Source organism: Streptomyces sp. NPDC015125, assembly GCF_043080045.1.
Taxonomy (GTDB): Bacteria; Actinomycetota; Actinomycetes; order Streptomycetales; family Streptomycetaceae; genus Streptomyces.
Genome location: NZ_JBIBVF010000014.1, coordinates 125,951 through 149,136 on the forward strand (window position 1 = coordinate 125,951; position 23,186 = coordinate 149,136).

General features: G+C 73.6%; 20 protein-coding genes and 1 riboswitch. Of the genes, 8 read left to right on the forward strand and 12 right to left on the reverse strand.

Features of this window, described 5'->3' with window-relative positions; genetic code table 11:
• Positions 1–67: 67 nt before the first annotated feature.
• From ACF088_RS26380 to ACF088_RS26400, 5 genes are all read left to right on the forward strand, one after another.
• Complete coding sequence (locus ACF088_RS26380; RefSeq protein ID WP_392378287.1) at positions 68–1,609, forward strand: aldehyde dehydrogenase (NADP(+)); 1,542 nt, start codon at positions 68–70, stop codon at positions 1,607–1,609.
• A gap of 5 nt (positions 1,610–1,614) precedes the next feature.
• Positions 1,615–1,839 (forward strand): hypothetical protein, encoded by a 225-nt coding sequence (locus tag ACF088_RS26385; RefSeq protein ID WP_392378288.1) that lies wholly within the window; start codon positions 1,615–1,617, stop codon positions 1,837–1,839.
• 905 nt (positions 1,840–2,744) lie between these two features.
• Positions 2,745–3,467 carry a DsbA family oxidoreductase gene (locus ACF088_RS26390; RefSeq protein WP_392378289.1) on the forward strand — a complete coding sequence of 241 codons (723 nt, stop codon included), beginning with the start codon at positions 2,745–2,747 and terminating at the stop codon, positions 3,465–3,467.
• A gap of 124 nt (positions 3,468–3,591) precedes the next feature.
• Positions 3,592–4,653 (forward strand): aminotransferase class V-fold PLP-dependent enzyme, encoded by a 1,062-nt coding sequence (locus ACF088_RS26395; RefSeq protein ID WP_392378290.1) that lies wholly within the window; start codon positions 3,592–3,594, stop codon positions 4,651–4,653.
• A 95-nt stretch (positions 4,654–4,748) separates the two neighbouring features.
• Positions 4,749–5,819 carry an alkene reductase gene (locus ACF088_RS26400; protein WP_392378292.1) on the forward strand — a complete coding sequence of 357 codons (1,071 nt, stop codon included), beginning with the start codon at positions 4,749–4,751 and terminating at the stop codon, positions 5,817–5,819.
• A gap of 212 nt (positions 5,820–6,031) precedes the next feature.
• Here ACF088_RS26400 and thpD read toward each other — a convergent pair whose 3' ends face one another.
• The 4 genes from thpD to ectA form a co-directional block, all read right to left on the reverse strand.
• A complete protein-coding gene (gene thpD, locus ACF088_RS26405; RefSeq protein WP_392378293.1) occupies positions 6,032–6,931 on the reverse strand; it encodes an ectoine hydroxylase in 900 nt (299 codons plus the stop codon).
• A gap of 97 nt (positions 6,932–7,028) precedes the next feature.
• Complete coding sequence (locus ACF088_RS26410; RefSeq protein WP_392378295.1) at positions 7,029–7,445, reverse strand: ectoine synthase; 417 nt, start codon at positions 7,443–7,445, stop codon at positions 7,029–7,031.
• 46 nt (positions 7,446–7,491) lie between these two features.
• Positions 7,492–8,760: a diaminobutyrate--2-oxoglutarate transaminase gene (gene ectB, locus ACF088_RS26415; protein ID WP_392378296.1), complete on the reverse strand. Its 1,269-nt coding sequence runs from the start codon at positions 8,758–8,760 to the stop codon at positions 7,492–7,494.
• 137 nt (positions 8,761–8,897) lie between these two features.
• On the reverse strand, positions 8,898–9,464 hold the full coding sequence (gene ectA, locus ACF088_RS26420) for a diaminobutyrate acetyltransferase (protein WP_392378297.1): 567 nt from the start codon (positions 9,462–9,464) through the stop codon (positions 8,898–8,900).
• A gap of 575 nt (positions 9,465–10,039) precedes the next feature.
• On the opposite strand from ectA, the gene ACF088_RS26425 reads away from it, so the two are divergent.
• Together ACF088_RS26425 and ACF088_RS26430 are read left to right on the forward strand one after the other, a co-directional pair.
• Entirely contained in the window at positions 10,040–11,131 is a 1,092-nt protein-coding gene (locus tag ACF088_RS26425; RefSeq protein WP_392378370.1) for an amidohydrolase family protein, read from the forward strand.
• 314 nt (positions 11,132–11,445) lie between these two features.
• The gene (locus ACF088_RS26430) at positions 11,446–12,426 is read left to right on the forward strand and encodes an SCO1860 family LAETG-anchored protein (RefSeq protein WP_392378371.1); all 981 of its coding nucleotides are present in this window, start codon (positions 11,446–11,448) and stop codon (positions 12,424–12,426) included.
• A gap of 201 nt (positions 12,427–12,627) precedes the next feature.
• Here ACF088_RS26430 and cobC read toward each other — a convergent pair whose 3' ends face one another.
• The 8 genes from cobC to ACF088_RS26470 all read right to left on the reverse strand — a co-directional run bounded on the left by cobC (position 12,628) and on the right by ACF088_RS26470 (position 22,258).
• Positions 12,628–13,740, reverse strand: a complete 1,113-nt coding sequence (gene cobC / locus ACF088_RS26435; protein ID WP_392378298.1) for an Rv2231c family pyridoxal phosphate-dependent protein CobC — start codon at positions 13,738–13,740, stop codon at positions 12,628–12,630.
• 2 nt (positions 13,741–13,742) lie between these two features.
• Positions 13,743–14,645 carry a sirohydrochlorin chelatase gene (locus ACF088_RS26440; protein WP_392378299.1) on the reverse strand — a complete coding sequence of 301 codons (903 nt, stop codon included), beginning with the start codon at positions 14,643–14,645 and terminating at the stop codon, positions 13,743–13,745.
• Entirely contained in the window at positions 14,642–15,250 is a 609-nt protein-coding gene (locus ACF088_RS26445) for a cobalamin biosynthesis protein (RefSeq protein WP_392378300.1), read from the reverse strand. Before ACF088_RS26445 ends, ACF088_RS26440 begins: the two co-directional genes overlap by 4 nt.
• Before the next feature lie 145 nt (positions 15,251–15,395).
• Positions 15,396–16,802, reverse strand: a complete 1,407-nt coding sequence (locus ACF088_RS26450; RefSeq protein ID WP_392378301.1) for a cobyrinate a,c-diamide synthase — start codon at positions 16,800–16,802, stop codon at positions 15,396–15,398.
• A gap of 16 nt (positions 16,803–16,818) precedes the next feature.
• Positions 16,819–17,415, reverse strand: a complete 597-nt coding sequence (gene cobO, locus ACF088_RS26455) for a cob(I)yrinic acid a,c-diamide adenosyltransferase (protein ID WP_392378303.1) — start codon at positions 17,413–17,415, stop codon at positions 16,819–16,821.
• Positions 17,415–19,550, reverse strand: coding sequence for a putative cobaltochelatase (locus tag ACF088_RS26460; protein ID WP_392378304.1), 2,136 nt, complete (start codon positions 19,548–19,550; stop codon positions 17,415–17,417). Before ACF088_RS26460 ends, cobO begins: the two co-directional genes overlap by 1 nt.
• A 70-nt stretch (positions 19,551–19,620) precedes the next feature.
• Entirely contained in the window at positions 19,621–21,186 is a 1,566-nt protein-coding gene (locus ACF088_RS26465; protein WP_392378305.1) for a cobyric acid synthase, read from the reverse strand.
• A gap of 10 nt (positions 21,187–21,196) precedes the next feature.
• A complete protein-coding gene (locus ACF088_RS26470) occupies positions 21,197–22,258 on the reverse strand; it encodes a cobalamin biosynthesis protein (RefSeq protein ID WP_392378306.1) in 1,062 nt (353 codons plus the stop codon).
• Between the two features lie 129 nt (positions 22,259–22,387).
• A riboswitch (cobalamin riboswitch) is annotated at positions 22,388–22,539 on the reverse strand.
• Positions 22,540–22,741: 202 nt separating this feature from the next.
• On the opposite strand from ACF088_RS26470, the gene ACF088_RS26475 reads away from it, so the two are divergent.
• Positions 22,742–23,185, forward strand: a complete 444-nt coding sequence (locus ACF088_RS26475; RefSeq protein ID WP_392378307.1) for a hypothetical protein — start codon at positions 22,742–22,744, stop codon at positions 23,183–23,185.
• Position 23,186 lies beyond the last annotated feature (1 nt).

Here is a 23,186-nt window from a genome sequence, read left to right on the forward strand (position 1 = left end):
CGAACGCAATCCGATGTGCGGCAGGACTCGGAAAGACTCGGCAGGCATCGCCCGGGAGGAATGCACGGTGACAGCAGCATCAGTCTGGAGCGTCGATCCCCGAACCGGGAAGCAGCGGGAACAGGTTGCGGTGGAGGCCACAGCCGACGAGGTGGATACCGTGGTCCGCGCGGCCCACGCCGCCCGGGACGCGCTCGCCGACCGTGCCGTACGCGCCGCGCTGCTGCGCCGCGCCGCCGATCTGCTCGACGAGGCGGGCGAGGCGGTCATCGAGGCCGCCGACGCCGAGACCGCGCTCGGCCCCGGCCGGCTCACCGGCGAACTCGGCCGCACCACCTACCAGTTGCGGGCCTTCGCGGACCTCGTACAGGAGGGCGCGTTCCTCGACGTACGGATCGACCACGCCGACCCCGGCCTCACCCCGCCCCGGCCCGACCTGCGCCGCTACAAGATCCCGCTGGGCCCGGTCGCGGTCTACTCCGCCAGCAACTTCCCGCTCGCCTTCTCGGTACCGGGCGGCGACACCGCCAGCGCCCTCGCGGCCGGCTGCCCGGTCGTCGTCAAGGCACACCCGGACCACCCGGCCACCTCCGAGCTGTGCGCCGCGCTGCTGCGCCGTGCCGCCGCCGAGGCCGGCCTGCCGGAGGGCGTGCTGAGCCTGGTGCACGGCTTCCAGGCCGGTATCGACCTGGTGCGCCATCCGCTGATCACCGCGGCCGGGTTCACCGGCTCGGTGCGCGGCGGCCGCGCCCTGTACGACGCGGCCGCGGCCCGCCCGCACCCCATCCCCTTCCACGGCGAGCTGGGCAGCCTCAACCCCGTCGTGATCACCGAGGCCGCGGCCGGGGAGCGCGCCGAGCAGATCGGTGCCGGGCTGGCCGCTGCGATGACGCTCGGCGTGGGCCAGTTCTGCGTCAAGCCGGGCCTGGTCCTGGCGCCCGACGGCGCGGCGGGTGAGCGGTTGCTGGAGTCGCTGACCGACGCGGTCAGCGACACCGAGGCCGGGGTGCTGCTCGACCACCGGATGCGGCAGGCGTTCCTCGACGGTGTCCGCACCCGCGCCGAGCTCCCCGACGTCGAGGCGCCGGTGACCCCGGGCGCGGGCAGCGAGCACACCGTCAGCGCCGGCTTCCTCTCCGTGCCGGCCGCCCGCCTCGCCGCCGAAGGGCCGCACGACCTCCTCCTGGAGGAGTGCTTCGGCCCGGTCACCGTCGTCGCCCGCTACACCGACGAGGCCGAGATCGGCGCCGTACTCGCCCGGCTGCCCGGCAACCTCTCCGCGACCCTGCAGCTCGGCGACGCGGAGAGCGCCGGCCGCGACGACGGGGGCCGCGGCGCCCGGCTGCTGGCCGAGGTCACCCCGCTCGCCGGCCGGGTGGTCGTCAACGGCTGGCCGACCGGTGTCGCCGTCGCCCCCGCCCAGCACCACGGCGGCCCCTACCCGGCGACGACCTCCACCTCGACCTCTGTCGGCGGCACCGCCGTCGAGCGCTGGCTGCGCCCGGTCGCCTACCAGAACACCCCGCCCGCGCTGCTGCCGCCCGAGCTGCGCGAGGACAATCCGCTCGGTCTGCCACGCCGGGTCGACGACCGTGCCGAGGGCGCGTAGACACCGTGCTCCCGACCACCGACGAGGCCGCCGTCCAGGTCCGTGCGGCACCTCCCGTCGGCCTGGCGGCGATCGCCGCCCTGCACACCGGCGCCCGCGCCGCCTCCCACCGGGCACCCGCGTTCTCCGCGGCCCTCGCCGGTGCCCCGCCCCGGACGCCGGCCCCGGCGACGGCTCCGGCCCCGGCGACGGCTCCGGCCCCGCCGCGGCCTGCTCCCTGCGGGCGATGATCTGCAGCCGCTCCGGCGTCCGCACGTCCAGCGTGTCCACCACGCCGGCCCGCTCTTTCCGCACCGAGAAGCCCGCCTCCCGCAGCAGCCCGCGCAAGCGCTCCGGCGGATGGTGCCGGAACACCCCGCCATCGGGCGTCTCGAAGACCCCGTACGTCCCGTAGCGCTCCGCGAACCGGGCATACCGCTCCCGGTTGAGCACATCGCCCTGCAGCGGCACATCGCTCGGATACCGCACCCCGCCGGGCCGGACCAGCCGCCCCAGCTCCGGATGCTCCCGCCGCCCCCGCGCGATCGGCGCCGCCGAGACATCCACCCCGCGGACCGCGCCGTACCCGAGCCCGGCCAGCTCGGCGGTCAGCCGCCCGTAGCCGCAGCCGTAGTCCAGCACCCGCGCGCTCCGCGGTACGTAGTCGTCCAGCAGCGCCGGATCGAGCGGATGGGTGAAGGTCTTGGCGGACCCGGTCGTCTCCCAGAACCCGAGGAATCCCTGTGGCGAGGTCATGCCCGGCCGCTACCCGCGAAACAGTTGGCCGCCCCCGGGAAACCGGTGGGACGGGCTGCTGAAGCGGGGGCCGGCTCATCCGTTGCCCCAGCACCAGGTCCCGGTCGGGGAGAGCGACCGTCGGAAGCCCCCGTACGCCCAACCCCTTGTCCACCTCCTCGACCAGGTCGGCGGCTCCCTCGGCCGTGGCCCGGTTGGCTTCCGTCTCGATGAAGGTGCCCACCCCGCCCACGGTGTTGATGCTTACCGTTACACCGGGGGTGTCCGGGCGGCGGCAACTGGTGCGCGTCTTCTCCACACGCACCCACTCGCGCATCCCGATGGAAGTAAGCCGCCCGGGAATAGCCCGCCGCGCCCCGAGGTTGCACCCCGACACATCCACGACGAGGAAAGTCAGCTCATGCGCGTCGAAATCTGGTCCGACATCGCCTGCCCCTGGTGCTACATCGGCAAGGCCCGCTTCGAGGCCGGGCTCGCCGCCTTCGCGCACCGCGACGGGGTCGAGGTGGTGCACCGCTCCTTCGAGCTGGACCCGAAGGCGCCGGCCGCCACCGACATCCCCGTGCTCGACATGCTCGCCACCAAGTACGGGGTGAGCCGTGAGCAGGCCGAGGCGATGGAGGCCCGGGTAGCAGAGGCGGCCGCCGCGGAGGGGCTGGACTACCGCTCCGACCGGATCCACGGCAACACCTTCGACCTGCACCGGCTGCTGCACGCCGCCGCCGCGTACGGCGTGCAGAACGCCGTGCTCGACGCCTTCTACCGCGCCAACTTCGCCGAGGCCAGGACGCTCGGCGACCCCGCCGTGCTCCGCGAGACCGCCGTGGGTGCGGGGCTGCCCGCCGAGGAGGCCGACCGGGTGCTCGCCGACCCCGGGGCGTATGCGCCAGAGGTACGGGCCGATGAGCGTGCGGCCGCTGAGCTGGGCGCCACCGGTGTGCCGTTCTTCGTCATCGACCGCCGCTACGGCATCTCCGGCGGTCAGCCCGCCGAGGTCTTCCGGCAGGCCCTGGAGCGCGCGCACGCCGACGGCACGGTGCGGATGCCGGCGGCCGGCGACGCCGACGAGGCCGGCCAGGCCGGGGTGTGTGGTGACGACGGCTGCGCCGTGCCCGGGACGTGAGCCGCGAAGGGAGCCGGGGCGGTCCGCCCGCGCCCGGCGTGACCTGCGCCGATGAGGAACGGTTGCGCTCCGGCCCGGCGGATTCGGCATGGACGTGGCGCGATGTGCCGAGCACAGTGGGGGCATGCAGCGACGTGCGCCACTCGGCGGGGCGGAATTCGAGCCCGAGACGACCTATCTGAACTCCGCCTCCAGCGGGCTCCTCCCGGCGCGCAGCGCCGCCGCCCTGCGCGCTGCCGTCGAGGAATCCGCCTCCTACGGCACCATGGGCCGCGACTACTTCGCCGCCGCCGGGGCCTCCCGTGCCGCCTTCGCCCGGTTGCTGGACGTCCCCGCCGAGCGGGTCGCCGTCGGCAGCTCGGTCGCGGTGCAGTCCGCGTTCGTCGCCGCCTCGCTCCCGGACGGTGCCGAAGTACTCGCCCCCGAGGGCGACTTCAGTTCCCTGCTCAATCCGCTCGCCGCCCGGCCGGGGATCAAGCTGCGCACCGTGCCGCTGGAGGCGCTCGCCGATGCGGTGCGCCCCGGCACCGCGCTGGTCGCCTTCAGCGCCGTGCAGTCCCTGGACGGGCGGATCGCCGAGATGGCGGCGGTCCGCGAGGCGGCGCGGGCCCACGGGGCACGCACCTACCTCGACATCACCCAGGCCGCCGGCTGGCTGCCGCTGCGTGCCGCCGACTTCGACTTCGTCGTCGCCGGGGCCTTCAAATGGCTGCTGTGCCCGCGCGGGACGACCTTCATGGCGTTCGGTGGGGACGTCGGGCGGGGCGAGGAGTGGCCCGCCGCCCTCCACGCCGGCTGGGTCGCCGGCGAGGATCTCGGCGCGTCCAACTACGGCCTGATCCGGCCGGCGGCCGACGCCCGGCGCTTCGACGAGCCGCACGCCTACTTCTCCTATGTGGGCGCCGAGCAGTCCCTCGGCCTCCTGGAGGAGCTGGGCGTGGCGGCCGTCCACGCCCACAACACCGCGCTCGCCGACCGGTATCGCGCGGGGCTGGCCGAACGCGGTCTGACGCCCTGCCCCGCGCCCGGCTCGGCGATCGTCTCCACCCCCGGGATCGCGGACGCGGAGCAGCGGCTGACCGAGGCGGGTGTGCGGATCGCGGTGCGCGGCGGGCTGCTCCGCGCGGCCTTCCACCTCTACAACTCGACGGACGACGTGGACCGGTTGCTGTCCCTGCTGGGGTAGCCAGGCCCGGGAACAAAGGGGGCGGGCGCGGGGCGTCGGGGCGGCTGATGTAATGGGCAACGATCTTGTCCCGAGCAGTATGTGAGAGGCCCTCAGTGACCACCGCGTTCGATCCCGTCGACCTTGCCGGCACCCCGCTCGCCAACCGCATCGTCATGGCACCGATGACCCGTAACCGTGCCACCCGGGGCGGTGGGGTGCCGACCGACTCGATGGTCACCTACTACACCCAGCGCGCCTCGGCCGGGCTGATCGTCACCGAGGCCAGCCAGACCTGCGTCGTGGGCCAGGGCTACCCCTTCACCCCCGGGCTGCACACGCCCGAGCAGATCGCCGGCTGGCGCCGGGTGACCGATGCGGTGCACACCGCCGGCGGACGGATCTTCGCGCAGCTGTGGCACGGCGGCCGGATCGGCCACCCGGTGCTGCTGCCGGACGGGCTGGTCCCGGTCGGCCCGTCCCCCGTGGCCGCGGCCTGCCAGGTCTTCACCGAGGACGGCATGAAGGACTGCGTCACCCCGCACGAGCTCACCGACGCCGAGATCCGCACGACCGTCGAGCAGTTCGCGGCCGCCGCCCGCAACGCCGTCGAGGCGGGCTTCGACGGGGTGGAGATCCATGGCGCCAACGGCTATCTCGTGCACCAGTTCCTCGCCCCCAACAGCAATCTGCGCACCGACGACTGGGGCGGCTCGGCCGAGGGCCGCATCCGCTTCGCCCTTGAGGTCACCCGCGCGGTGGCCGAGGCGGTCGGCGCCCACCGCACCGGTCTGCGGCTCTCCCCGGGCAACCCCTTCAACGGCATCGACGAGCCCGCACCCGAGCCGCTCTACACTGCGCTGCTGCAGGCCGTCGAACCCCTCGGCCTGGCCTATCTGCATCTGTGCGACGTCCCCGACCACGAGCTGATCGCCCGGCTGCGCAAGCACTTCACCGGGACCTTCGTCCTCAACCCGGCCGACGAGGGGCGCCCCACCGGCCCCGAGGACCTGCCGCTGGTCGAGGACGGCACGGCCGATCTGCTGGCCTTCGGGCGGCAGTTCCTCGCCAACCCCGACCTGCCCCGGCGGCTCGCGCAGGGCGGCCCCTTCAACACCCCCGACCGGGCGAGCTTCTACGGCGGCGACGACACCGGCTACCTCGACTACCCGGCGCTGGACGCCTGAGCGACCGCCGGCAGTAACGGGCGGTGCCCGGTGCACTCCGCCCGTACTGCCGGCGGGCACCGGAAACCGCCGGTCACCGGAAACCGCCGGTCACCGGAAACCGCCGGTCACCGGAAACCGGCGGGCACCGGAAACCGCCGGTCACACAAGCGCGGCCGCCGCACAGACCCTGCTGTGCGGCAGCCGCGCCACCCGTACGTAACCCGCCGTGACTACTTCACCGGCGTGAAGTCCCGGGCTCCGATGTACTCGGGGCGCCGGACCGGCGCCGCGAACGGCTCCACCGCTTCGTTGTCCACGCTGTTGAAGACGATGAAGACATTGCTGCGCGGGTACGGCGTGATGTTGTCACCCGAGCCGTGCATGGCATTGCAGTCGAACCAGGTCGCCGAGCCGGCCTTGCCGGTGAAGAGACGGATGCTGTGCTTGTCCGCCATCTTCGTCAGCACCTCGTCCGACGGGATGCCCGCGTCCTGCATCTGCAGGGACCGCTTGTAGTTGTCCTTCGGCGTCGCGCCCTCACAGCCCACGAAGTGCTGGTGCGAGCCGGGCATGATCATCAAGCCGCCGTTGGTGTCGTAGTTCTCCGTCAGCGCGATGGAGACCGACACGGTGCGCATGTTCGGCAGACCGTCCTCGGCGTGCCAGGTCTCGAAGTCCGAGTGCCAGTAGAAGCCGGTGGCACCGAAGCCGGGCTTCACATTGATCCGCGACTGGTGGACGTAGACGTCCGAGCCGAGGATCTGCCGGGCACGGCCGACCACACGCGGGTCGGAGACCAGGTTGGCGAACACCTCGCTGATCTTGTGCACCTCGAACACGGTCCGTACGTCGCCGGACTTCGGCTCGACGATGGAGCGCGGGTCGGCGCGCATCGCCGGGTCGAGGACGAGACGGTCCAGTTCGGCGCGGTACACCGCGACTTCTTCCGCCGTGAGCAATTCCCCGATGGCGAAAAAGCCGTCACGTTCGAAGTCGCTCAGCTCGGACGGCGCGAACGGGCCGGCCGTTCCGGGCTGCGACCACACCACCGGGTCCTTCCGCGGGGTGATGACCTCAGCGGTCCCACGGGTCGGGTACAGGTCGGCGGTGCGCTCGGGTGCGGTGGTCATGGTGTTGCCTTCCTCTCCTCTCGTACGGGCTCTGGCTTCCGTGCGTGTGGGCGTGCCTTCCTCATCTGCCGGACGGGGCAGGCGGGTGCCGATCGCCTCAGACCGTCTCGGCCTCGGGCTCGGGCTCGGTGAGCAACGGGTAGACCCCGTTCTCGTCGTGGTCCTCGCGGCCGGTGACCGGCGGGTTGAAGACGCAGACGCAGCGGAAGTCCTTCTTGATCCGCATGGTGTGCTTCTCGTGCCCGTCGAGCAGGTACATCGTGCCCGGCGTGATGAGGTGCTTCTCGCCGGTTTCGTCGTTCGTGAGCTCGGCCTCGCCCTCTACGCAGAGTACGGCTTCGATGTGGTTCGCGTACCACATCGACGTCTCCGTCCCGGCGTACAGGGTGGTCTCGTGCAGCGAGAAGCCGACGCGCTCCTTGGCGAGCACGATGCGCTTGCTCTCCCAGGTGCCCGACTTGGCCTTGACGTGGCGGTCGGTGCCTTCGATGTCCTTGAAGGATCGGACGATCACGGTGACTCGGTGCCTTTCTGTGGAACGGTAAGGGGCTCTGGAGTGGTCAGACGCAGTCGCGGACCGCGCGGGCGAGGATCCGAAGGCCCTCGTCCAGCTCCTCGGGGGTGGTCGTCAGCGCGGGCAGCAGCTTGACGACCTCGCTCTCCGGGCCGGAGGTCTCGATCAGCAGACCCAGCTCGAAGGCGCGCTTGGCTATCTTGTCGGCGACGGGCTTGTCGTTGAGCTCCATGCCCCACACCAGACCGCGGCCGCGGTACTCGGCGATGGCGTCCGGGTGCTCCTCGGCGATGGCCTTGAGGTGTGCTTCGACGATCTCACCGCGGGCGAGAGTCTGCTTCTCCATCTGGCCGTCGGCCCAGTAGGTGTCCAGCGTCGCGGCGGCGGTGACGAACGCCGGGTTGTTGCCGCGGAAGGTGCCGTTGTGCTCGCCCGGCTCCCAGATGTCCAGCTCAGGCTTGAACAGCGTGAGCGCGAGCGGCAGGCCGTAGCCGCTGATGGACTTCGAGACGGTGACGATGTCCGGCACGATGCCCGCCTCCTCGAAGGAGAAGAAGGCACCCGTACGGCCGCAGCCCATCTGGATGTCGTCGACGATGAGCAGCATGTCCCAGCGCTCGCACAGGTCCGCGAGGGCGCGCAGCCACTCGGGACGGGCGACGTTGATGCCGCCCTCGCCCTGGACCGTCTCGACGATCACGGCGGCGGGGGTGTTCAGGCCGGAGCCCTGGTCCTCCAGCAGCCGCTCGAACCACAGGAAGTCCGGGTAGGTGCCGTCGAGGTAGTTGTCGAACGGCATCGGGGTGCCGTGCACCAGCGGGATACCGGCGCCGGCCCGCTTCATGGAGTTACCGGTGACGGCGAGCGCGCCCAGCGACATGCCGTGGAAGGCGTTGGTGAAGGACACGATCGACTCGCGGCCCTTGACCTTACGGGCCAGTTTGAGCGCGGCCTCGACGGAGTTGGCGCCCGTCGGGCCCGGGAACATGACCTTGTAGGGCAGGTCGCGGGGCCGCAGGACGATGTTCTGGAACGACTCCAGGAACGCCCGCTTGGCCGTGGTGGACATGTCCAGGCCGTGGGTGACGCCGTCCCGCTCGATGTAGTCGATCAGGGCGCGTTTGAGCACGGGGTTGTTGTGGCCGTAGTTGAGCGAGCCGGCCCCGGCGAAGAAGTCGAGGTAGGTGTGGCCGTCCTCGTCGGTCATGCGGCTGCCCTGCGCGCGGTCGAAGACGGTGGGCCAGCTACGGCAGTAGCTGCGCACCTCCGACTCCACGGTCTCGAAGACGCTCAGATCGGGCTGGGTGATGGTCACAACATGCTCCTGGGAGATGAGTGGCGAAAAGGTTCAGGAAGTCTGTGGGGGGCTGGGCGGTGCCGGCGGTGTCGCGGGTGTGGTGCCGGGTCCCGCATGGCCGCTGCGGCGCGGTGGCCGCGCGGTCCTGGGAGGCGTCAGTGCTCCGGGCCGGCCGGTGGCTCGAACGGGCCGATGAGGTGCAGGACCTCCGGCTCGTGGCCCTGCTCGGGGAACAGCCCCGCGTCGAAGAGCACCTCGCGCTTGATCGGCACTGAGTGCCGCTCGGCGAAGGACGCGAACAACCGGTTGGATGCGGCGTTGTCGGGGGTGATGGTGGTCTCGACGAAGCGCATGCCCAGCTCGTCCCTGGCACGGGCGCCGAGCCCGTCCAGGAGTGCTGCCGCCAGCCCCTGGCCACGGTGCGCGTCGTCGACGGCTACCTGCCAGACGACGAGGGTCTCCGGGCGCTCGGGGCGGATGTATCCGGTGACGAAAGCGGCCGGCTCGCCCTCCGTGTCGCGGGCGACGACGGAGGTGGCGGCGAAGTCGCGACACCACAGGAGGTAGCTGTACGAGGAGTTGAGGTCCAACGCCTTCGAGTCGCGGGCGATACGCCAGATCGCGGCTCCGTCCTCCACGCGTGGGGTGTCGAGCTTGAAGCCCTCCGGCAATTCTCTGATATCGCTTCGGGCACCTGCATGGTCTGCTTGTGCGGCGGTCATAGAAATTAAATTTACCCAGGGAAAAAGGAAATTGCATCGTGGGCAGGGGTTACGGAAGCGCCGAAGATGTGTTATCGCGCGGGGGCGCCCGTGCACGCGATCCCACCGCAGAATGTCCCGATTTGACGGGGATGTTCGGGGCGAAACGGACACGTTGTGTAGTCGGTCACAGCTCCGTAACACCACTGAGATCCGTCCGAATTGCGGAACTTGCCACTAGCGAAATCTTGGCGTTTGGGGTGAGGAAAAGCGGGCAGAAGAATACGGGAAGCTGTACGCGCGGGTAATTGGGAATTCGTCCCCGGAAGGCGTGGCGTAAGGCCCATCGAAACCTGCGCGGCAAGCCCGTGGCAAGACCCGTAAGAACATGTGCGAGACGATGTCCCAAAACGTGCGGAGAACCTGCGCGGAAGTGTGCGCCGCACGTACAGAAGGTCTACGGAGAGCGACCGGGGCGAAAAGCGCGGCGCAGCGCCGGGTGTCCGGGAAACGGCGGGGGAATGCTGCCGGGCAGCCGGTGTGACCGCACGGGTCACACCGGCGGTGCCGCCGCCTAAAGTGCCCCTATGACGTCCATGAGCGAAGGTGCGGTGCTGCACCTCAAGGGGAGGGTCCTCGTCGGGCCGGACGACGTGCGCGACGAGCTGTGGGTGGTCGGCGGCCGGGTCACCTTCGACCGGCCGGTGATGGCACGGGATGCCACCACCGTGACGGGCTGGGCACTGCCCGGCCTGGTCGACGCGCACTGTCATGTGGGCCTGGACGCGCACGGTCCGGTGGACGCCCCCACCAGCGAGAAGCAGGCGCTCACCGACCGTGACGCCGGCACGCTGCTGATCCGTGACGCCGGCTCCCCGTCCGACACCCGCTGGATCGACGACCGCGAGGATCTGCCGCGGATCATCCGGGCCGGCCGCCACATCGCCCGCACCAGGCGCTACATCCGCAACTACGCGCACGAGATCGAGCCCGAGGACCTGGTCGCCTATGTCGCCCGGGAGGCCCGCCGCGGCGACGGCTGGGTCAAGCTCGTCGGCGACTGGATCGACCGCTCCACGGGCGATCTGGAGGCCTGCTGGCCCCAGGGGGCGGTCGAGGCGGCCATCGCCGAGGCCCACCGGCTGGGCGCCCGGGTGACGGCCCACTGCTTCGCCGAGGACTCCCTCGCCCCGCTGGTCGAGGCCGGCATCGACTGCATCGAGCACGCCACCGGGCTCACCGAGGACACCATCCCGCTGTTCGCGGAGCGTGGCGTCGCCATCGTTCCCACGCTCGTCAACATCGCCACCTTCCCGCGGCTCGCGGACGGCGGTGAGGGAAAGTTCCCGCGCTGGGCGGACCACATGCGGCGCCTGCACGCACGCCGCTACGACACCGTGCGGGCGGCCTACGACGCCGGTGTGCCCGTCTTCGCCGGTACGGACGCCGGCGGCTCGCTCGCCCACGGCCTGGTCGCCGAGGAGGTCGCCGAGCTGACCAAGGCCGGTCTGTCCGCCGTGGCGGCCCTCTCCGCCACCACCTGGGGCGCCAGGGACTGGCTGGGCCGCCCCGGCCTCACCGAGGGCGCTCCGGCGGATCTGGTGGTCTACGGCAGCGATCCGCGCGAGGACGTCCGGGTGCTGGCCGCGCCGCGGCGGGTGGTGCTCCGCGGGCAGGTCGTGGGGTAGTCGGCGGCAGGTGGCGCCGGGGTGCCCGATCGGGTGTCCCGGCGCCACCCGGCCCGGTCAACCCGGGTCCCCCGGGCGGTGGGGCCGCTGTGGCGAGGGTGGTGCCACGTGCCGCAGGAATCGAATAGATACGCGGAAACCACCCATTGGGATGAACTGACGTCGCGTGGCTCCCCGTTCACCCTCTGTGCGGACACGATGTGCGGGTCGAGGTCGTCGGCCCGCGTGATGTCCCCCATTGGCGCGGCCGGCGGCTCCATTTCTCCTGTGAGGGTTCCACACACGTGTCCACCAGTCCCGCCCGCTCCTTCGGCATGCCCCGACGCCTCGCCGCGACCTTCGTCGCCACCGCGCTCACGGCCGGCCCCGCCCTCCTGCTCGGCGCCGTGCCCGCGCATGCCACCGGAGATCACGGCCCGGCCCGCGGCACCGCAGACGCGGTCGTGCTGCGCACCGGCCTGAACGTCGGGCTGCTCCACAAGACGCTCGACGTCCCGCTGAACGCCGTCCTCAACGAGGTGCACGCCCCGGCCTCGGCCGGCAAGACCGCGCTCAGCGTCAACCTCGACGGCATCAACCACGGCAAGCCGTTCAGCGTGCTGCGCGCCGATGCCGCCACCGCACGGGCCACCGCCGACCGCCGCAAGACCGAGGGCTACGCCAACCTCGTGAAGGCGAAGGTGCAGGTGCCCGGTCTGGCGCTGCTGTCCCTGATCGAGGTCCGGCAGGTCACCGCCAAGGCGGTGTGCGAGGCGGGCGAGCGGCCCCGGGCCGAGGCGAACGTGCTGGGCGATGTGCTCGTCCTGGGCAAGCGGGTCAGGCTCACGGCGGGCGGGACGACGGACGTCAAGGTGCCGGGCGTGGGCGAGGTGCGGCTCGACCTGTCCCGGAAGAACGTCCTGTCCAAGAGCGCCGCGGCCACCGCGCTCGACCTCAAGGTCTCCCTCAACCCGTTGAAGCTCGGCGTCGCCGAGGTGCACGGCCGGGTGACACTGGCCCGGGCCACCTGCACCGCACCGGGCGTCAAGGCGCCCGAGCACAACGGTTCCGGCGGCACCAGCGGTGGCCAGACCGGCGGCACCAAGCCGGACGGTGGTACCAAGCCGGCCGGCGGCAAGGGCACCGAGGTGCAGCAGACCGGTTCGCGGCCCGGCACCGAGAACCTCGCGGAGACCGGTGGCAGTTCGGCCACCCCGTATCTCGCCGGGGGCGCGGCCCTGCTGGTCGCCGTGGGCGCCGGGTCGGTCGGCTACGCCCGACGGCGCCGCAACGCCGCGCAGGGCGGCCGCGGCTGACGGACCCCGTACACCGCGCCGGTGCTGTGGGGGCCTCGCGCGCGGAGTACGGCCCGAGGTGCGCCGTACCGGGCCGGAGACGGCCGGGTGCGGCGCACCTCACCCTCGCCGGGGCCCATGGAGGGTGCGGTGGGCCGCCGACGCGGTGGCCGGCCCGCCACCCGGCGGCGGCGCGCTTCTGCGACCGACGAACCCCACGGCCTAGCGGAGCACCTCGCCCAGCGCCGCCGCGAACCGGTCCGTCGTGGCCCGGTCCCGTACCGCCAGCCGGAGCCAGCCGGGGCCCAGACCGGGGAAGGTGTCACCACGGCGTACCGCGAAGCCACGGGCCCGCAGCGCGGCGCGTACCGCGTCCGCGTCGGGCAGCCGGATCAGCACGAACGGGCCCTCCGCCGGGCCGGCCGCCCGGATCTGCCCGAACTCGCCCAGCCGGGCCAGCAGATGCGCCCGGTCCAGGGCGATCTCCCCGGCCGCAGCCGCCGCCTCCGCCAGCGCCCGTGGCGTACAGCACGCCTCGGCGGCGGCCAGCGCGGGACTGGAGACCGGCCACAGCGGCTGCGCGCGCTCCAGAGCGGCGACGATGTCCGGGGCGGCCAGCACATAGCCGATCCGCAGCCCGGCCAGCCCCCAGGTCTTGGTCAGGCTGCGCAGCACGACCAGCCCCGGCAGGTCCGTGCGCCCGGCCAGCGCCTCCCGCTCACCGGGCACCGCGTCCATGAAGGCCTCGTCCACCACCAGCGTCCGGCCGGGCCGCGCCAAGGAGGCCAGTACGCCCGCCGGGTGCAGCACCGAGGTGGGGTTGGTGGGGTTGCCGACGACGACCAGATCGGCATCCTCCGGCACGGCGGCCGGATCCAGCCGGAAGCCGTCGTGCGCGTCGAGCAGCACCCGCCCGACGTCGTACCCCGCGTCCCGCAGTGCCGCTTCGGGCTCGGTGAACTGCGGGTGCACCACGACCGGCCGGCGGGCCCGCAGGGCGCGCGCGATCAGTACGAATGCCTCCGCGGCCCCCGACGTCAGCAACACCCGTTCCACGGGCAGACCGTGGCGGGCCGCGACCGCCCGGCGTGCCGCGCTGCCGTCGGGGTACGCGGCCAGACCGTCCAGCGACGCGGCGATCGTGGCCTTGAGCCAGCCCGGGGGAGTGCCGGTCCGGACATTGACCGCCAAATCCGTCAATCCGCCGTCCGCGCCCCGTACTTCGGCATCGCCGTGGTGCCGCAGGTCGGGCTCGTGGGGCGGTGCGTCCCGGACGGGGGGCGGGGCGTCCCGGCCGGGCGGCCGGAGCGGGGCGGGCCCGGTGTGTGCCGGCATGCTCATCGCTCCCCGGCGTCCGCCGCCGCGGCGGTCCGCCGCGCCGTGCCGTCCGTCGCCCGGGCGTCCGCCGCCGCCCGGCAACCGCACGACGCGCCGCTCAGCAGCGGATCGTCCGCCACCGTCGCGCGGTAGCGCTCCATGACCGCCTCGGCCACCTCGGCCTCCGGGCCGATCACCTCCGCGCCGATCACCTCCGTGCGGGGGTGGGCCGCGGCCCAGCCCTCGGCCTGCATCCGCAGCCGTTCCAGCAGGCCGCCGGGGAAGAAGAAGTAGGGCAGCACCACGATCCGGCCCGGCCTGCGTGCCGACGACGCGGCCGCCAGTGCCCGGCACCGGTCGAGGCCCGTCGGCACATCGGGCACCGCCCGGGAGACGAACGCGGTCTCCACACCCGCGAAGCCGCGCCCCTCCCACAGCAGCCGCGCGGCCCGTGCCACCTCGGCGTTGGCGTACGGATCGGCCGCGCCGCGCCCCACCAGCAACACCGTGGTGCGTGCCCGGTCCTCGGGCCTGCGGGCGCCGCCGCCCAGCGCCTCGTCCAGCCGTCGTTCCAGTACGTCGAGCACCTTGGGGTGGGGGCCCAGTTCGGCGCCGCAGGCGTAGCCGAGCCCCGGGTGGCGCTCCGCGGCCCGCTCCAGCGCCGAGGGCAGCGCGTCCGGTACCGGCCCGGTCGGGGCCGGCAGCAGCGGTATGACGGCGAGCCGGGTCGCGCCCCGCTCGACGAGTCCGTCGACGGCGTCGCCCAGCGGCAGCGGCGCGGCCGGGGCGCCGAAGAACCCGCCGGCGACGGGCACTTCGGGGTGGCGCTCGCCGAGCATGCGCACCAGTGCGCGCAGCGCCTCGGCCCCGCCTTCGTCACGGGTGCCGTGACCGGCGATGAGCAGTGCGGGAGGAGTGGTCACTGGGTCTCCTTGCTACCGGGGGTTGCGCTGCCGGGCGCCGGGTCGCCGACGACCGCCGTCCACCGATCCGGGCCACGGCGGGGCGGGTTGGGGGAGGTCATGACGATAACCGTCCCGGCGGACGGCACGGCGGGCGCTCCCTCCCTACCAGCGGTAAGGACGCCGCCGTCCGTTACAGCCGGCACGGCGAGCGCACAGGTCGCCCGGGCCGGCGGCGCCGACTTCCGCTTGCCGGCGGCCAGGGCGGCGCCCGGCCCCGCGGCCAGCAGCGCGGCCGCCTCGGCCACGCTCGGCGTTCCGACGGCGGCCGCCGCGGCCGCGGACGGCTCCGGTACCCGTACGGCCGCCAGGGACTCTGCCGGGAACGACCGCAACGGCACCCCCAGCTCCCGGGCCGCCCCGGTCAGCCCCGGCTCGTCCGCCTTGGCCGCCACCGTCGCCAGTGCGACGACCTGGCGGGCGGCGTACCCCGCTGCCGCGCAGGTGGCCGTGATCAGCTCCAGTACTTCCGACACCGGGACGCCACGGCGCGCGCCCACGCCGGCGACCAGCGGCGCGAGCGGCGCCTCGGCCTCGTCGGCCTGGTCGGCCGCCCGGCCGCTCATACCGCGACGGTTCCCCGGCCGGCGGCTCCCCGAAGGACGGCGGCCGGTCCGGACCGGCCCGCCGGGACCGCGGGGAGACCGTCGCGGCCCCCGGGCTCCCCGCTGCCGCTTCCGCGAGTCATCACGTGGGCCATCACGTGGGTCATCACGCGGGTCGTCCCACGGAGCTCCCGGCCACGGTGCCCCGCGCCGCGCTCGCCACCAGACGTCCGGCCAGCGACGGCTCGGCGGCCCAGTGCACATGCAGATACGAGGCATGCACCCCGCCGGACACAAAGCCCTCCACCCGCCGTTCCGGGTGGGTCAGCCCCCATGCCGGGTCCGCGCCCGCGCCCGGCTCCAGCACGGTGCGGTGGAACTCGTGGCCGCGCACCCGGGTCCCGGCCGCCGCCAGCGCGTTGTCCCGCAGCGCCACCGCCTCGCGGTAGCCGAGGGTGAGCCGTTCGGTCATCCGGGACTCGGCGGGCAGCACCCCGCACATCGGTTTTCCGTCCAGCGACCGGGAAAGGTAGAGCAGCCCGGCACATTCGGCCGAGACCGGCGCCCCGGACGCGGCCAGTGCGGCCACCGCCGCGCGCAGCGGCGCGTTCGCCGACAGATCCGGCGCGTACATCTCCGGGAAGCCCCCGCCGATCACCAGGCCCCGGGTGCCGGGCGGCAGTTGTTCGTCCCGCAGCGGGTCGAAGGCGGCCACCTCGGCGCCCGCCGCGGCCAGCAGCTCGGCGTGCTCGGCGTACGAGAAGGTGAACGCCGGGCCGCCCGCCACGGCGATCAGCGGCTTCTCCTGGGCGGTGACCCCCTCGGCCACGGACAGCTCCGCCGCCGGGTCCCAGGGGGCGTCCGGCAGCTCGGGCACCGTACGCGCCAGCGCCAGCAGCGCTTCCAGATCGCAGCCCGCGCGCACCCGCGCGGCCAGCTCGCCCACCGACTCCACCGCCTCGGCCCGCCGTTCGGCGACCGGCACCAGGCCCAGGTGGCGGGACGGCGTACCGGCCCGCCCGTCCCGGCGCAGGGCGCCCAGCACCGGCACCCCGGAGGAGTCCATCGCCTCCCGCAGCAGCTCCTCGTGGCGGTCCGAGCCGACCTTGTTGAGGATCACCCCGGCCAGCCGCACCTCCGGATCCCAGGAGGCGAAGCCGTGCACCAGCGCCGCCACCGACCGCGACTGCGAGGAGGCGTCCACCACCAGCACCACCGGCGCCCGCAGCAGCTTGGCCACCTGCGCCGTCGAGGACAGTTCGCCCATTCCGGACGCCCCGTCGAACAGCCCCATCACGCCCTCGACGAGCGCGAGATCGGCACCGGCCGCGCCGTGCAGGAACAGCGGCGCGATCCGGCCGGGCCCGCACAGATAGGCGTCCAGGTTGCGGCCGGGCCGGCCGGTGGCCAGGGAGTGGTAGCCCGGATCGATGTAGTCCGGGCCCACCTTGTGCGGCGACACCACGAGCCCGGCCTCGGCGAACGCCGCCATCAGGCCGGTGGCCACCGTGGTCTTCCCCGCGCCCGACGACGGGGCGGCGATCACCAGCCGGGGGATCGAGCCACTGCTCATGCCGCGCTCCCGCTCTTCACCATTCGATGCCCCGCTGGCCCTTCTGGCCGGTGTCCATCGGGTGCTTGACCTTGGTCATGTCCGTCACCAGATCGGCGTAGTCGAGCAGCGCCTCGGGGGCGTCCCGTCCGGTGATGACGACATGCTGCGTACCGGGGCGGTCGCGCAGCGCCGAGACCACCTCCTCGGCGTCGATCCAGCCCCACTTCAGCGGATAGGTGAACTCGTCCAGCACCAGCAGCTTGTAGGTCTCCGCGGCGAGATCCCGCTTGACCTGCTCCCAGCCCTCGCGCGCCGCCTCCTCGCTGGAGGCGATGTCGCGCTGCACCCAGGACCAGCCCTCGCCCATCTTGTGCCAGGCGACCGTGCCGCCCTCGCCGGACTCCCCGAGCACCTTCAGCGCCCGCTCCTCGCCGACCTTCCACTTCGCCGACTTCACGAACTGGAACACCCCGACCGGCCAGCCCTGGTTCCAGGCGCGCAGCGCCAGCCCGAAGGCCGCGGTGGACTTGCCCTTGCCCTGGCCGGTGTGGACGAACACCAGCGGGCGGTTGCGGCGCTGGCGGGTGGTGAGCCCGTCGTTCGGTACGACGGACGGCTGTCCCTGCGGCATTACGCGGCCTTCCTGTTGCCTTGTACGGTCCGTACGAGCGCGGAGACACTGTCCGCGCGCAGTTCGTCGAGGGTGACCGCGGTGCCCTGCAGCTCACGGGCCAGCTCGCCCGCAAGACCCAGCCGCACCGGGCCCGCCTCACAGTCCACGACCACCGAAGCGGTGCCCTGGCCCGCCAGCAGGCGGGCCGCGCGGGTGGCGCGCACGACGGGCTCCGGGCCGCCGGTCGCCCGTCCGTCGGTGACGACCACCAGCAGCGGCCGCCGCGAGGCATCCCGCAGCCGCTCCACCCGCAGCACCTCATGGGCCCGCAGCAGCCCCTCCGACAGCGGCGTACGGCCACCCGTCGGCAACTGCTCCAGCCGCGCCGCGCCGGCCTCGACCGAGGAGGTCGGGGGCAGCGCCAGCTCGGCGCCGGAGCCCCGGAAGGTGATCATGCCGATCTTGTCGCGCCGCTGGTAGGCGTCCAGCAGCAGCGAGAGCACCGCGCCCTTGACCGCGCTCATCCGCTTGCGTGCCGCCATCGAACCGGACGCGTCCACGACGAACAGGACCAGATTGCCCTCCCGCCCCTCGCGTACCGCCTCGCGCAGATCGTCCCTGCGCACCACCAGGCCCCGCCCGTGACGGCCGCGGGCCCGCTGGTGCGGCGCCGCGGCCTGCACGGTCGCCGCCAGGTGCAGCTTGCCCAGGGCGCCGTGCGGACGCCGGGCGCCGGTCGTGCGGCCGTGCGCGGTGCGGGCCCGCGACCTGCGGCCGTCCGCGCCCTCGCCCAGGCCCGGCACATCCAGCCGCCGGGTACGGAACGGCTCGCCGGCGCCGACCGCGGCCTTCTCGCCGCCCGCGGCGGGGGTGCCCTCCTGGGACTGCTCCGGGGCCGCGGGCTCCTCCTGGGGCCGCTCGGGGGTCTCGGCGGTCTCCCGTTCCTGCTGGTGCGGGAGTTCGGGGCTCTGCGCCGTGGGCGATTCCTGCGGACCACCGTCCCGGCCGTCCTGCGGGGGTGCTCCGCCGCCGTCCGGGCCGCCCCCGCCGGGGCCGCCGTCCGGCCCGTCCGGGTCCGGATCGTCCTCGCCGTCCGCGCCCTCGCCGTTCGTGCCCTCGTCCGCGCCGCCGAACTCCTCCAGCGTCCGGTCGAGCTTGTCCTCGTCCAGGCCGGGGGCGTCGAAGGGATTACGGCGCCGGCGGTGCGGCAGCGCCAGCAGCGCCGCCTGGCGTACGTCCTCCTCCAGGACATCGGTCCGCCCCGCCCATGCGGCCAGCGCCGCGGCGGTCCGCGCCATCACGATGTCCGCGCGCATCCCGTCCACCTCGAACGCCGCGCAGGTCGCGGCGATCTGCCGCAGCGCCGCGTCCCCCAGCATCACGCCCGGCAGCAACTCCCGTGCCGCGGTGATGCGGTGGCGCAGCGCGTCCTCCTCGGCCGCCCAGCGTGCCGCGAAACCGGCCGGGTCGGCGTCGTACGCCAGCCGGCGCCGGACCACCTCCACCCGCTGGTCGGGCTCGCGCGAGGCCGCGACCTCGACGGTGAGCCCGAACCGGTCCAGCAGCTGCGGCCGCAGCTCGCCCTCCTCGGGGTTCATGGTGCCGACGAGCAGGAAACGGGCCGCATGCCGTACGGAGACGCCTTCGCGCTCCACGTAGGAGGCGCCCATGGCGGCCGCGTCCAGGAGGAGGTCCACCAGATGGTCGTGGAGGAGGTTGACCTCGTCGACGTAGAGGATCCCGCGGTGCGCATCGGCCAGCAGGCCCGGCTCGAAGGCCTTCACACCCTCCGACAGGGCCCGCTCGATGTCCAGCGCGCCGACGAGCCGGTCCTCGGAGGCACCGACGGGCAGTTCGACCATCCGCGTCGGGCGGTCCTCGACGGCACCCGCCTCGTGCGGCCCGTCGGGGCAGCCGGGGTCGGGCGCGGCCGGGGCACAGGCGAAGCGGCAGCCGCTGATCACGTCCACGTGCGGCATCAGTGCCGACAGCGCACGCACGGCGGTGCTCTTGGCGGTGCCCTTCTCCCCGCGGACCAGCACACCGCCCACCGCGGGGCTCACCGCGTTCAGCAGCAGCGCCAGCCGCAGATCGTCCATCCCGACCACCGCGGTGAAGGGGTACTGCGGGGCGGTGTTGTGAGCGGTTGTCATGCTGTGTCGTCCTCCAGGTCGTCGGCCGGCTGCGTCTTCTGCGTCTGTCGCGGTCCTCCACTGCCTACCCTCATGGCGCCCCCGGAGGCACGAACGGCAGCCCCTCCGGTACCCCTTCCTCGATCAGCCGCAGCAGTGCGCCGGTGTCCGCGTGCTCCTCGATCAGATCGCCCAGCCGGTCGAGCTGCTCCTCGCGCAGGGCGGCGAAGGCGGTGTCGGGGGCCGGCACGAACGCCCGGCCCGCGTCCGCCGCGACGCGCCGCAGGAAGGCCCGCCGGAAGCCGTCGCTCTCCAGCGAGCCGTGCCAGTGCGTGCCCCATACGGAGCCGGTCCGGCACCCGTCCAGGCTGCGCCCCTGGCCATCGGACATGAACGACTCGTCCCCGCCGGTCACTTCGGCGACCCCGTGGTGGATCTCGTAGCCCGCCACCGGCTCGCCCAGCGCCTCGCCGACCGGCCGCGCCAGGGTCTTCTCCGCCGCGAACCGCACGCGGACGGGCAGCAGCCCCAGCCCGTCGACCGTGCCCGCCTTCGACTCGACGTCGTCCTCGATGCGCTCGCCCAGCATCTGGAAGCCGCCGCAGATGCCCAGCACCGGACGGCCCTCGGCGGCCCGCCGGACGACCGCGTCCGCCAGTCCGCGCTCGCGCAGCCACTGCAGCGCCCGGACCGTGCCCCGGGTCCCCGGCAGCACCACCAGGTCCGCATCGGCCAGCTCCTCGGCCCGGTCCACGAACCGCACCACCACGCCCGGCTCCGCGGCCAGCGCGTCCACGTCCGTGAAGTTCGACATCAGCGGTACGGCGGCGACCGCCACCCGCAGCACCTCGGCGCCGTGCGGCGGAGCCACCACGCTCTCGCGCACCGCGCCGCGCAGCGACACATGCAGGCCGTCCTCCTCGTCGATGCCGAGGCCGTGGGAGAAGGGCAGCACACCCAGCGTCTGCCGCCCCGTGAGACCGCGCAGCATCTCCAGCCCCGGCTCCAGCAGCGTCACATCGCCCCGGAACTTGTTGACGAGATAGCCGGCGACCAGCGCCTGGTCCTCCTTGGACAGCAGCGCGGTGGTGCCGAAGAAGGAGGCGAACACCCCGCCGCGGTCGATGTCACCGACCACCACCACCGGGATCCGCGCGGCCCGTGCCAGGCCCATGTTCACGAGGTCGGTACGCCGCAGATTGATCTCGGCGGGACTGCCGGCGCCCTCGCAGATCACCGCGTCGTGGGTACGCCGCAGCTCCGCCAGGCAGTCGGTGACCGTGCCGAGCAACTGCTCCTGGCGGCCCTCGTGGTAGCCCCGGGCACTGAGCTCGCCCACCGGCTTGCCCAGCAGCACCACCTGGCTGCTGCGGTCGCTGCCGGGCTTGAGCAGGACGGGGTTCATCAGCGCGGTCGGCTCCACCCGCGCCGCGGCGGCCTGCATCGCCTGGGCCCGTCCGATCTCCGCGCCCTCGCGGGTGACGAACGAATTCAGCGACATGTTCTGTGCCTTGAACGGCGCCACCCGCACACCCTGCCGGGCCAGCCAGCGGCAGATGCCCGCCGTCACCACGCTCTTGCCCGCGTCGGACGTCGTACCGGCCACCAACAGGCCACCGCCGACGGCTCCGCCCGATGCCTTGAACCGCCCGTTCACCGGGTCCTCCTCATGCGCCGGGCCTCCGGCTGTCGTGAGCCGTACGCGCCAGTGCGCGCACGGTCCTGGGCGTCACCGCACCCGTGGCCGGGCGGGCGGTGGCCACCGGGGCCCGTCGCAGCGCCCCGACCGCCAGCCGCGCCGCCACCGTCGTCGCCAGCGCAAGGACGCCCACCCGGCGCGAGAGCCGCACGGCCCGTTCGATGTCGGGCACCGCGACCGGCGGCGCCCCGCCGTTGAGCTGCGGCCGGTGCTCCACCCGTCCGCCGTAGGCCAGCGTGCCGCCCAGCCGTACGCCCAGCGCACCCGCGAACGACGCCTCCACCGGGCCCGCGTTGGGGCTCGGATGGGCGCCGCCGTCCGCTCGCCAGGCCCGCAGCGCACCGCGCCGGTCGGGCCCCGCGAGCACGGTGAGGGCGGCGGTCAGCCGGGAGCCGGGCCAGCCGGCGAGGTCGTCGAGCCGGGCCGAGGCCCAGCCGAAGCGGCGGTGGCGCGGCGACTTGTGCCCCACCATCGCGTCCAGGGTGTTCACCGCCCGGAACGCCACCAGGCCGGGCACCCCGCCCAGCGCGCCCCACACGAGGGCGCCCACCACGGCGTCCGAGGTGTTCTCGGCGACCGATTCCACCACCGCGCGGGCCATCTGGGACCCGTCCAGGGCCTGGGGATCGCGGCCGCACAGATGCGGCAGCCGCTCCCGCGCCACGTCCAGGTCGCCCGCCGTCAGCGCACCACCGACGGCCCGCGCCTCGCGGCCGAGCGAGGTGCCGCCCAGCACGGCCCAGACCGTCGCCGCGGTCAGCGCGATCCGGGCGCCGTCGCGCAGAGGGGCCGGGGCGGCCGCCCGTACGGTGCGCTCCAGCAGTGCGGCACCGGCGGCGGCACCGCCCGCACACAGCACGGCGTGCGCCGCTCCGTAGCCGCGGTGATCGCGCCACAGCCGGCGTTCGACGGCGCTCGCGGCCCGGCCGAAGGCGGCCACCGGATGGCCGCGCCGCGGGTCCGCCGCGATCAGGTCGCCGAGAAAGCCGAGGGCCGCGCCGCACGCATATCCCGCGTGTTCGCCGCGCATCGGGTCAGACCGCCGCTGGGGCGTGTCCAAGGGGCCCTGCGGCGGGCAGTGGAGATCTCGAAGGGCGGCCGGGCATGGCGGTGTGTCCTCACTCAGGGTCCGCGCCCTGGCTCGACGTGACGGCGACAAGAGTCTCCTGGCTCCCGGATCGGCGAAATCCTCCGGCCTTCCAGTCCTGCGTACGTCATCGGACGTACGCGAGGCGGACCGTGGCCTTCGCTGGAGGAACGCTCCCCGGTGACAGTGGCGGGACCGCGCCGGATTCACACCGGACTTCCTCAGCTGTCGCCGAATGGCTCCGGCAGTCCACCACGCCCCGCGATGCCCGTCAACTCGCCCTTGACCTGCAACGCTGTCCTGTGGCACGCGTTGTGGTGCACGCCACAGCGTGGCAGCGAGGTCACAGACGGTTGCCCCCGCCCCTGATCTCACGTCACTATCTGGTGCACGGTGGCGACGGGGCCGCCGGAAGGGGGCCGGGGGATGCCGCAGAGCGCTGACCGTCACGAGATCCGCCTCAGGATCACGGGCACGAACAATCCGGACCAGGACATCGAAGACCTCAGGGCCTGGCTGGAGCGCGAGCCGTGGCTGGACCGGCACGGCCACGACTGGCAGCTCCGGCCGCGGCCGGCGGACGAGAGCGACGACGGCCCCGGTGACATGGCCGTCGGCGTCGACGACCTGATCCTGGTCATCGTCGGCGCCGTCGCCGCCGAGATCACCAAAAGCCTCACCATCGCCCTGCAGGAGTGGCTGCGACGGCGCCGGGAGGAGCGCGACACCGGCGAGCGGCCCGCCGTCGCGGTCGGGGCCGGTGACGGGGACCTGTGCGCGCTCGGCGACGCGGGCCCGGGCGCCGCGGCCCCCGGGCACCCCGATCCCGGCAGCCCGGCGGACGAGAGCGGCAGCACCGACGGGGACTGAG

What these genes read in the sequence shown, in the direction of transcription:
- ACF088_RS26425 (WP_392378370.1), top strand. Translation starts at nt 10,040, where the DNA reads ATGAGCGAAGGTGCGGTGCTGCACCTCAAGGGGAGGGTCCTCGTCGGG.
- ACF088_RS26450 (WP_392378301.1), bottom strand. Translation starts at nt 16,802, where the DNA reads ATGAGCAGTGGCTCGATCCCCCGGCTGGTGATCGCCGCCCCGTCGTCG.
- ectA (WP_392378297.1), bottom strand. Translation starts at nt 9,464, where the DNA reads ATGACCGCCGCACAAGCAGACCATGCAGGTGCCCGAAGCGATATCAGA.
- cobC (WP_392378298.1), bottom strand. Translation starts at nt 13,740, where the DNA reads ATGCCGGCACACACCGGGCCCGCCCCGCTCCGGCCGCCCGGCCGGGAC.
- ACF088_RS26470 (WP_392378306.1), bottom strand. Translation starts at nt 22,258, where the DNA reads ATGCGCGGCGAACACGCGGGATATGCGTGCGGCGCGGCCCTCGGCTTT.
- thpD (WP_392378293.1), bottom strand. Translation starts at nt 6,931, where the DNA reads ATGACCACCGCACCCGAGCGCACCGCCGACCTGTACCCGACCCGTGGG.
- ACF088_RS26445 (WP_392378300.1), bottom strand. Translation starts at nt 15,250, where the DNA reads ATGAGCGGCCGGGCGGCCGACCAGGCCGACGAGGCCGAGGCGCCGCTC.
- ACF088_RS26395 (WP_392378290.1), top strand. Translation starts at nt 3,592, where the DNA reads ATGCAGCGACGTGCGCCACTCGGCGGGGCGGAATTCGAGCCCGAGACG.
- ACF088_RS26390 (WP_392378289.1), top strand. Translation starts at nt 2,745, where the DNA reads ATGCGCGTCGAAATCTGGTCCGACATCGCCTGCCCCTGGTGCTACATC.
- ACF088_RS26475 (WP_392378307.1), top strand. Translation starts at nt 22,742, where the DNA reads ATGCCGCAGAGCGCTGACCGTCACGAGATCCGCCTCAGGATCACGGGC.
- ACF088_RS26430 (WP_392378371.1), top strand. Translation starts at nt 11,446, where the DNA reads ATGCCCCGACGCCTCGCCGCGACCTTCGTCGCCACCGCGCTCACGGCC.
- ACF088_RS26460 (WP_392378304.1), bottom strand. Translation starts at nt 19,550, where the DNA reads ATGACAACCGCTCACAACACCGCCCCGCAGTACCCCTTCACCGCGGTG.
- cobO (WP_392378303.1), bottom strand. Translation starts at nt 17,415, where the DNA reads ATGCCGCAGGGACAGCCGTCCGTCGTACCGAACGACGGGCTCACCACC.